At 57.8% G+C, this 702-nt stretch carries 1 protein-coding gene; it reads right to left on the reverse strand.

The window, feature by feature from the left end; all coding sequences use genetic code 11:
* On the reverse strand, positions 1–702 hold a 702-nt coding region (locus PSSD_RS26000; RefSeq protein ID WP_058974235.1), incomplete at both ends, for a zinc-binding dehydrogenase.

Consider the following 702-nt stretch of genomic DNA (forward strand, 5'->3'; position numbering starts at 1 on the left):
TTCCACCGTGGGTGCAACATCCACACGCGATGCCAGTTTCATCAGCGAACGTAGCTGACCCGGTGAACCGGTTGACGAGCCGGTGACTGCGCGGTCGCCCATGATCAGGCTGAAGGCCGGCACTTCAAATGGCTTCATCACCGCACCGACGGTGTGGAATTTGCCGTGTGGAGCCAGTGCCTGGAAGTACGGCTGCCAGTCAAGATCCACCGCCACGGTGCTGATGATCAGGTCAAACTGTCCAGCCAACGCATTCAACGCCTGCGGGTCACGGCTGTTTACTACGCGATCCGCACCCATCGCCAGGATGGATTCAGTTTTGCTGGCGTTAGAACTGAACGCGGTCACTTCCGCTCCCATCGCCCGCAGCAGTTTGATAGCCATATGGCCGAGACCGCCGATGCCAATCACACCCACGCGGCTGGTGGCATTGATGTTATGCATCAACAGCGGTTTGAATACCGTGATGCCGCCACACAGCAATGGGCCGGCGGTGGTGATATCCATCGATTCTGGCAGTGGGATCACCCATTGCCAGTCTGCACGCAGATGGCTGGCGAATCCGCCTTTATTCATGATGGTAGGAACGGAGCCATTTTCACAGTTGACCTGCTCACCGTTGATGCAGGCATTGCAGTGCTGGCAGCTCTTCGCTGTCCAGCCGATGCCGACACGCTGGCCCACTTTCAAGCCTTTGTTCTG

It is taken from the genome of Type-D symbiont of Plautia stali (assembly GCF_001485335.1).
Lineage (GTDB): Bacteria > Pseudomonadota > Gammaproteobacteria > Enterobacterales > Enterobacteriaceae > Pantoea > Pantoea vagans_C.